The sequence below is a fragment of the Devosia sp. genome (assembly GCF_034675085.1).
GTDB lineage: Bacteria > Pseudomonadota > Alphaproteobacteria > Rhizobiales > Devosiaceae > Devosia.
Window position 1 is genome coordinate 1 of the sequence record NZ_JAUCDN010000136.1, and the last position, 8,510, is coordinate 8,510.

Consider the following 8,510-nt stretch of genomic DNA (forward strand, 5'->3'; position numbering starts at 1 on the left):
ATTCATCAGCGAAACGGCGGGCAGCACTTCATATTCGACTTCGAACGCCAGATCGGCCTTGCCGTCGAGCACTTCGTTGATGACGGCCTGATCGTCGGGCAGATCGACCTTGGGCTGGGCGGCGGCGCGCTCGGAGCGCTCGTCCAGCGTCGCCGAAACGGTGTCGTTGATGGCGTCGGTCATCACTTCCGACATGGCCGAGCGGCCGAACATCTTGCGGATATGCGCAACCGGAACCTTGCCGGGACGGAAGCCCTTGATGTTGGCCTGGCCCTTGAGCTCTTCGAGCTTGGCGTCGAGGCGCGTATTGAGGTCGGTGGCCGGAATGGTGACGCTCAGCTTGCGCTTCAGGCCTTCATTGAGGGTTTCGGTAACCTGCATTCGGTTTTGTCCCGTATTCATTGATCACGTAGGGCGAGGGTCCCGGTGTGGTGCGGGCGAGAGGGGTCGAACCTCCACGCCTTGCGGCGCTGGAACCTAAATCCAGTGCGTCTGCCAGTTCCGCCACGCCCGCAATAGGACCCGTTGGCCGGGTTGGGGTTGCATCTATATGAAGTCGGAAAGCCAGTCAAAGCCTGAATCCCCGGCATCCCGCCCCATGCAAGGGGAAGGCGGAGAATTGCCTGCTCATTCTTTAGGCAGATTGCCTGAAAATACAGCAAAAGCACCCGGAAGGCCGGGAGTGCCCTGCCCCAGACCCTGCATAACCCAATGAAATGAAATAGAATTTTAAACCGGCCTGCTCTGGCATAGCCCGTGCATATCAGGGGGCGATAGCAGCCGCTCGCGGCATATGGAGGCTCACATGAAGAAAATCGAGGCGATCGTAAAGCCGTTCAAGCTCGACGAGGTCAAGGAAGCGCTGCAAGAGGTGGGGCTTCAGGGCATCACCGTGACCGAGGCCAAGGGCTTCGGACGCCAGAAAGGGCATACCGAGCTCTATCGCGGCGCCGAATATGTCGTCGACTTCCTGCCCAAGGTGAAGGTGGAAGTGGTGTGCCCCGACGAGCTGGCCGACAAGGCCATCGAGGCCATCCGCACCGCCGCCCAGACCGGGCGCATCGGCGACGGCAAGATCTTCGTCTATTCGGTCGAGCAGGCCATCCGCATCCGCACCGGCGAATCCGGCGACGACGCGCTCTGAACACTTAAGATTCCCAGCATTCCGATTTGACAAGGAACAGTGAATGACCACCGGAAGCGACATCATCCAGCGTCTCAAGGATGAGAACATCAAATATCTGGACCTCCGCTTCACCGATTTGCGCGGCAAGCTGCAGCACGTCACCATGGATGTGAGCGTGGTGGATGCCGACATGTTCGAGGATGGCGTGATGTTCGACGGCTCCTCCATCGCCGGCTGGAAAGCCATCAACGAAAGCGACATGGTGCTGATGCCCGATCCGGCCTCGGCCTATATCGACCCCTTCTTCGCCGCCGCTACGCTCGCCATCAATTGCGACATCCTGGAGCCGGCCACCTACCAGCCCTATAACCGCGACCCCCGCTCCATCGCCAAGAAGGCCGAAGGGCTGGTCAAGTCGAGCGGCATCGGCGACCTGGTGGTGTTCGGCCCCGAGCCCGAATTCTTCATCTTCGACGATGTGCGCTATTCCAACACCACCTACAAGGTGGGCTTCTCGGTGGACCATTCCGAGCTGCCGACCAATAACGACACCGAATATGAAGGCGGCAATAACGGCCACCATATCGGCCTGAAGAAGGGCTATTTCCCGGTGCCGCCGGTGGACAGCGCACAGGACATGCGCGGGGAAATGCTCGAAGCCATGGGGCAGATGGGCGTCATCATCGAAAAGCATCACCACGAAGTGGCCTCGGCCCAGCATGAGCTGGGGCTGAAGTTCAAGCCGATGATCCAGTCGGCCGACGACGTGCTGATCTACAAATATGTCGTCCAGCAGGTCGCCAATTCCTATGGCAAGACCGCCACCTTCATGCCCAAGCCGGTCTATGGCGACAACGGCTCGGGCATGCATTGCCACTCCTCCATCTGGAAGGACGGCAAGCCGCTCTTCGCCGGCGACCAGTATGCCGGCCTGTCCATGGATTGCCTCTACTACATCGGCGGCATCATCAAGCATGCCAAGGCCATCAACGCCTTCACTAACCCCACCACCAACTCCTACAAGCGCCTGGTGCCGGGGTTCGAGGCGCCGGTTCTGCTGGCCTATTCGGCCCGCAACCGCTCGGCCTCCTGCCGCATCCCCTTCGGCCAGTCGCCCAAGGCCAAGCGCGTGGAAGTGCGCTTCCCCGATCCGCTGGCCAACCCCTACCTGGCCTTCACCGCCCTGCTGATGGCGGGCCTCGATGGCATCCGCAACAAGATCCATCCCGGCGACCCGATGGACAAGGATCTCTACGAGCTGCCCAAGGAAGAGCTCAAGGAAATCCCCACCGTCTGCGGCTCGCTGCGCGAAGCGCTGGACAGCCTTTCGGCCGACCGCGACTTCCTCAAGGTCGGCGGCGTGATGGATGACGATTTCATCAACAGCTATATCGACCTCAAGATGCAGGAAGTGTTCAAGTTCGAGCAGACCCCGCACCCGGTCGAATACGAGATGTATTATTCGGCCTGACCGGCAGAGAAAAATGGAAAAGGGCCCGGAAACGGGCCCTTTTTTTGCGCCGGTTCAGCTTTCCGGTGGCGCCATCATGGCTTCGAGCATGTCGCGCTCATAAAGCTGCACGAATTGCAGGGCGAAACCGATGTCGAAATGGCGCACCACGCGCCCCACCAGCTTACCCAGCGCCATGGACGTGCCCAGGGCCGGAACCAGATCGGCCGAGACCGCCACCCCCGAGCGGGAAATATCGATGACGAAACACGGCACCTGCCTCCCATCGGCCAGGGTCAGCATCGTGCGCGGCTCGCGCGGCAGAACGCGCTTGGAGTCGCGCTTGTCGGGCACCTGCTCATGCACGCGCTTCTTCTGCCAGACGATCCGGCCGCCCAGCCGGTCCCGCTCCGCCTCGCTGAGCGCCAGGTTCATCACGAAGCCCTTGGGCAGCGCCCGCGCCACCGTGCCGCGCAGCATGCCAAACGCATCGACATGGGCAAGCACCGCCTCCCCGCGCACGCCCACCACCGGAGCGACGAACACCCCGATGCGGGTGGAGATGGAGCAGAGCCGGCAGGCATAGCTGGCGAGGCGCCCGTCATCGGCCGGCTTCCTGTCGGTCAGCGCATAGCGGCCCGCCATGGCGCCGATGAAGCGCACATCATGCCAGTCAAAGGCGGAACGAACCGGATGGTCGTGCGGTATCGCGTCCTGGAACATGGGCCCCCCTCCCATAACTTCGAGAACAGCATTAATTCGGTCGGTACTAATCCGCAAATCCTTCCGGTTGGTTAAGGAGAAAACCGGATGGATTTGTTTTCCCGGCTCCAGCGTTTCCCGAAGTTACGGGCCGATTACTGGAAATATTAAAATTGATTACTTCAGGCGCATCCCCCCTCCCCGCCGCCCATGGCCCGGAAATGCGCCTCGGGGCTGTCCACCTCCCTGAGGCGCCGGCCGTCGATGACCAGGAAGCGGCTGGCCAGGCCGCGAACGAAACTGCGGTCATGGGAGACCAGCAGGCAGGTGGCGCCATGCTCGACGATTTCGGCCTCCAGCCGCTCCTGCCCGGCGATATCGACGTGATTGGTCGGCTCGTCCAAAAGGTAGAAATTGGGCTCGGACAGGCGCAGGGCCAGAAGTCCGAGCCGCGCCCGCTGGCCGAAGGAGAGTTCGGCAATGGGCCGCTCCTGCCGTTCCACGGCAAAACCCGCCGCGGCGAGCAGGCTGCGGCTGCGCTGGTCACCCTGGTCGAAGCGCCCGGCAATATAGCCAAGCGGGCTTTCCCCGACCGGCAGGAAGCTCATGGCCTGGTCGACATAGCCGGGCACCACCTGCGGACTGACGCGAAAACCCGGCGCTTCCGCGCCGGCCATGACGCGATGCACCAGCCCGATCAATTGCGACTTGCCGTCCCCGTTGGGCCCGAGGACGACCAGGCGGTCACCCTGGAAGACGTGCAGCTTGTCGATATGGAACAGCGCCGCGCCGGAGGGGCTGGTGACGGTGGCATTCTGGATGGAGAGCAGCACGCGCGCCTGCGCACCGCTATTGCCCAGCCGGATCTCGCCGCTGCGCTCGCGATGGGCTGGGCGGCTGGCATTTTCGATGCGGGCCGCCCGTTCCCGCAGATATTTCGACTTGACCGTCAAAAGGTCGCTGCCCGAATTGATGCCGTTATTGGTGAGCTTGGCGGCCTGCCGGCGCAGGCGCCCGGCCTCCTTGAGATCACGCTCGCGCTGCGCCTCGGCGGCCTCGTCGGCTTCCGCCAGCGCCAGCCGCGCCGTGCTGTAGGGCAGCGCGAAACAAGGCGACTGGCCGGGCCGCAGGAACAGGGTGCGATTGGTGGTGGCGTCGAGAAACTGCCGGTCATGGCTGGCGATGACCATCGGCAGCGCCCGCGCCGCAATATTGATCCAGCGTTCCAGCTGGTAAAGCCGGGCGAGGTCGAGATGGTTGGTCGGCTCGTCGAGCAGCAGCGCATCGGGCTGAAGCACCCAGCAGCGGGCAATGAGCCCCATGCGCTGCCAGCCGCCGCTCAATTCGGTCAGCTTGCGGTTACGCATGGCGGAGGGCATTTCGAATTCGTCGAGCACCATGTCGGCCCGCCAGCTTTCGCCCTCGCGCTCGGCCGGGGGCAGCGCATCGAGCACCGCCTCGCGAAGCGTCAGGGCCCGCAGGGCGGCGGGCAGGTCCTGCTCGACATAGCCGATGGCAAGCCCGCGCGAGCGCACGATCTCGCCCTCGCTCAGCTCGCCCTGCCCGGCCATGGCGCGCAGCAGCGTGGTCTTGCCCCGGCCATTGCCGGCGACGAGACCGACGCGGTCGCCTTCGGCAATAACGAGATTGAGATTGGAAAACAGAATGTCGCTGGCGCGCTGGCCGGCATTGCGGAGGCTGATGGAGCCCATTTGTGTCTCACTGGAGTGCGGCGCCGAAGCGCCCATGCAATCGAAAAGCGGTCAGAAACCGCCACGAAGGGCAAACCAGTTGAGAAGCAGAGATTGGATATCCTTGCCGGTACCGGTCAGCCCTGCGGCGCAAGCCACAGGGCGAAAACAGGACCACGGGTGCGATGGGCAGTCAGCATTGGCGCGCCCTCCCTGTCCGGTTGTCTGGCACGAAACTAGGGATAATCCCGCCGGCCGCACAAATCAAAGGAAATAAAACAGCGCCGACACCAGCACCAGCACCCCGAAACGGGGCGCTGCGAGATTGGCCAGCCGGTACGCAATACCTGAAAATCCGGCTTGCGGCCAAACACCGAGAAGAGTTGAGCCGGCCCGGACCGGATACGCAGAACGATGATCCCGATCGGCTCGCATACGGCAACTCCAGACAAAAACCGTATGCGCCCTGTTTTAGCAGCGCGCCTTTAAAAAAGTGCTTTCAAGAAGCAAACGGAACGTAAACCGACCGCCCGATCTTGGGACGATTGTGTAAGCAAATGGGTGTGGCGATAGGAAAAACCGGCTCCCCTTGGCGCGGCAGGGCGGATTGCAACGACGGGCCCGGCGACGGCGATGGTGGCGGGAAACGCAGCTACCGCGCCGGGCGCAACTGCTGGCGACCCTCTATGCGGCCGGTGCAATAGTTGAAATCGAGCAGGTAGACCCAGCCATCGCGGGTAGCGCGCACCTCGACATGCTTGTCGTTCATCACATTGAGCGCGATATTGGTGTAGCCGCGCTGCGCCACCGCCTGGCGCACCTGATATTGGGTGAGGCAGGTGATGCGCTCGGGATAGAAATCGGAGCGCTCATCGCCGAAAAACATGCCGAAGCGAAACGTCTGCGCCTGGGCGGGCGCGGCGGCCAGCAGCGCCGTCACCAGCGCCAGCGCGACAAATGCCTTGGTTCGGAACATGGCGGCCTCCATTCACTTACCTGACCGGTCATCATGACGTTACCGTTTGAACGGGGGCGGAACCACCCGTTCATCTGGCGTTCAGCTTTGTGGAGAAAGCACCGGTAGCCTTTCGGTTCCGCCTTGGGCGAGGACAGGCTGGATTATGCTAAAAGGCCAAAACGCCTGATTCGGGCGCAAGCGTGGAATGTGCATGTCGCAAGCAGACGATCTTTTCGGCGGCGGGCCCGAGCCCGAACCCCGGCGTCCCCAACCCGCCCCGGCCCAGCCGGCGGCCGCCAGCGCGCCGGGGACCTATTCGGCCTCCGACATCGAGGTGCTCGAAGGGCTGGAGCCGGTGCGCCGCCGCCCCGGCATGTATATCGGGGGCACCGACGCCAATGCCTATCACCACCTCTTCGCCGAGGTGATCGACAACTCCATGGACGAGGCAATCGCCGGCCACGCCACGCGCATCGAGGTGCATCTGGGCGCCGATGGCTATCTGACCATCAGCGACAATGGCCGCGGCATCCCGGTGGAAAAGCACCCCAAATTCCCCGGCCGCTCGACGCTCGAAATCGTCCATACCGTGCTCCATGCCGGTGGCAAGTTCGATTCCAAGGCCTATGAGACCTCGGGGGGCCTGCACGGCGTCGGCGTCTCGGTGGTCAATGCGCTCTCGGACGACATGGTGGTCGAGGTGGCGCGCGAACAGCAGCTTTACCGCATCGTCTTCTCGCGCGGCAAAGTGGTGCAGGATGTCGAGCCGGTGGGACGCGTGCAGAACCGGCGCGGCACCACCACCCGCTTCCATCCCGATCCGCAGATCTTCGGCGAAAACGCCCATTTCTCCGCCGAGCGCCTGTTCCGCATGACGCGGGCCAAGGCCTATCTCTTCGGCGGCGTGGAACTGCGCTGGAGTTGCGACGAGAGCCTGGCCAAGCCCGAAGTGCCCGCCAAGGCGGTGTTCCACTACCCCGATGGGCTGCGCGACTTCATGGCCGCGCGTATCGAGGGCGAAACCCGCATCACCGACGAGATCTTCTCGGGCAAAAGCGGCAAGCCCGGCAGCCACGGGGCGGTGGAATGGGCCATTGCCTGGACGCTGGGCGATGGCGGCGTGCTCTCTTATTGCAACACCGTGCCCACCCCCGACGGCGGCACGCATGAGGCCGGCCTGCGCACCGCGCTGCTGCGCGGCCTCAAGAGCTATGCCGAGCTGACCAAGAACAAGGCCGCCGCCATCCTCACCGCCGAGGACGTCTTCGCCCATTGCAATGCCATGCTGTCGGTCTTCGTGCGCGAGCCCGAATTCGTCGGCCAGACCAAGGACAAGCTGGCCTCGGGCGAGGCCAGCCGCATCGTCGACACTGCCCTGCGCGACGCGTTCGACCACTGGCTGGCCGCCTCGCCCAACCAGGCGGGCAAGCTCCTCGATTGGGCCATCGAGCGCGCCGAGGAGCGCCTGCGCCGCCGCAAGGAAAAGGAAATCGACCGCGCCAGCGCCACGCGCAAGCTGCGCCTGCCCGGCAAGCTGGCCGACTGCACCCAGACAGCGGCACAGGGGGCCGAGCTTTTCATCGTCGAGGGCGATTCGGCCGGCGGCTCGGCCAAGCAGGCGCGCAACCGCGCCAACCAGGCGGTGCTGCCGCTGCGCGGCAAGATTCTCAACGTCGCCGGCGCCAGCCGCGAAAAGATGCATGCCAGCCAGCTTATTTCCGACCTGATCCAGGCGCTGGGCTGCGGTACGCGCGACCGCTACCGCGAAGAAGACCTGCGCTACGACAAGATCATCGTCATGACCGACGCCGATGTGGACGGCGCCCACATCGCTTCGCTGCTCATCACCTTCTTCTTCCAGGAAATGCCCCGGCTGATCGATGCCGGCCACCTCTATCTGGCCCTGCCCCCGCTGTATCGCATCACCCAGGGCGGCAAGACGCTTTATGCGCGCGACGACGCCCACAAGGACGAGTTGCTGGCCAGCGAGTTCACCGGCAAGGGCAAGGTGGACATGACCCGCTTCAAGGGCCTGGGCGAAATGCCCTTCGCGCATCTGCGCGAAACCACCATGTCGCCCAAGACGCGCACGCTGTTGCAGGTCAAGGTGCGCGACGATCTCGACGCCACCCGCTCCAGCGTCGAGCGTCTGATGGGCACCAAGCCCGAGGCCCGCTTCGACTTCATCCAGGAAAACGCGGCTTTCGTCACGGATCTGGATATTTAAAGCGCGTCGCGATCTTTCAGATTCGCTCCATGCGCTTTAGCCTTTTGTTTTTGCGCATGTCTTTATCCCGAAACCGGTTCCCACTTTCGGGAGACATGCTGTAAGACAGCTCAAAGCCCCATGAATCAAAAAGCCGCGTAACCCGAGGGTTACACGGCTTTTTTGATGTATTTGGTGCGGTCGAGAAGACTCGAACTTCCACGCCTCGCGGCACAGCGACCTCAACGCTGCGCGTCTACCAATTCCGCCACGACCGCACACTTTGGTAGAGCCAGGCCCCAAGGGGGCGAAGCGAGTGGGGATGTAGCAAAGGTCTCTCACAACCTCAAGCGGTTAAATCAACAATCGTGCGCAGG

The 8,510-nt window shown here is 63.2% G+C and carries 7 protein-coding genes and 2 tRNA genes; 3 read left to right on the forward strand and 6 right to left on the reverse strand.

Going from position 1 to position 8,510, the window contains the following annotated elements:
• Together VDP82_RS10080 and VDP82_RS10085 are read right to left on the reverse strand one after the other, a co-directional pair.
• Nucleotides 1-381: trigger factor family protein (locus VDP82_RS10080; RefSeq protein WP_323014719.1), on the reverse strand; the 381-nt coding region annotated here is incomplete at its 3' end.
• A gap of 48 nt (nt 382-429) precedes the next feature.
• Nucleotides 430-514: transfer RNA gene (locus VDP82_RS10085), tRNA-Leu, on the reverse strand.
• 291 nt (nt 515-805) lie between these two features.
• On the opposite strand from VDP82_RS10085, the gene VDP82_RS10090 reads away from it, so the two are divergent.
• Together VDP82_RS10090 and glnA are read left to right on the forward strand one after the other, a co-directional pair.
• Entirely contained in the window at nt 806-1,144 is a 339-nt protein-coding gene (locus VDP82_RS10090; protein ID WP_323014720.1) for a P-II family nitrogen regulator, read from the forward strand.
• A 43-nt stretch (nt 1,145-1,187) separates the two neighbouring features.
• Entirely contained in the window at nt 1,188-2,597 is a 1,410-nt protein-coding gene (glnA, locus tag VDP82_RS10095) for a type I glutamate--ammonia ligase (protein ID WP_323014721.1), read from the forward strand.
• A 54-nt stretch (nt 2,598-2,651) separates the two neighbouring features.
• Here glnA and VDP82_RS10100 read toward each other — a convergent pair whose 3' ends face one another.
• The 3 genes from VDP82_RS10100 to VDP82_RS10110 form a co-directional block, all read right to left on the reverse strand.
• Entirely contained in the window at nt 2,652-3,299 is a 648-nt protein-coding gene (locus VDP82_RS10100; RefSeq protein ID WP_323014722.1) for a PilZ domain-containing protein, read from the reverse strand.
• A 161-nt stretch (nt 3,300-3,460) separates the two neighbouring features.
• Nucleotides 3,461-4,990: an ATP-binding cassette domain-containing protein gene (locus VDP82_RS10105; RefSeq protein WP_323014723.1), complete on the reverse strand. Its 1,530-nt coding sequence runs from the start codon at nt 4,988-4,990 to the stop codon at nt 3,461-3,463.
• A gap of 631 nt (nt 4,991-5,621) precedes the next feature.
• Nucleotides 5,622-5,945, reverse strand: coding sequence for a hypothetical protein (locus VDP82_RS10110; protein WP_323014724.1), 324 nt, complete (start codon nt 5,943-5,945; stop codon nt 5,622-5,624).
• Between the two features lie 193 nt (nt 5,946-6,138).
• Here VDP82_RS10110 and parE point away from each other — a divergent pair, with 193 nt between their 5' ends.
• On the forward strand, nt 6,139-8,154 hold the full coding sequence (parE, locus tag VDP82_RS10115; RefSeq protein ID WP_323014725.1) for a DNA topoisomerase IV subunit B: 2,016 nt from the start codon (nt 6,139-6,141) through the stop codon (nt 8,152-8,154).
• A gap of 172 nt (nt 8,155-8,326) precedes the next feature.
• On the opposite strand, the gene VDP82_RS10120 is transcribed toward parE, so the two are convergent.
• A tRNA-Leu gene (locus VDP82_RS10120) sits at nt 8,327-8,411 on the reverse strand.
• Nucleotides 8,412-8,510 lie beyond the last annotated feature (99 nt).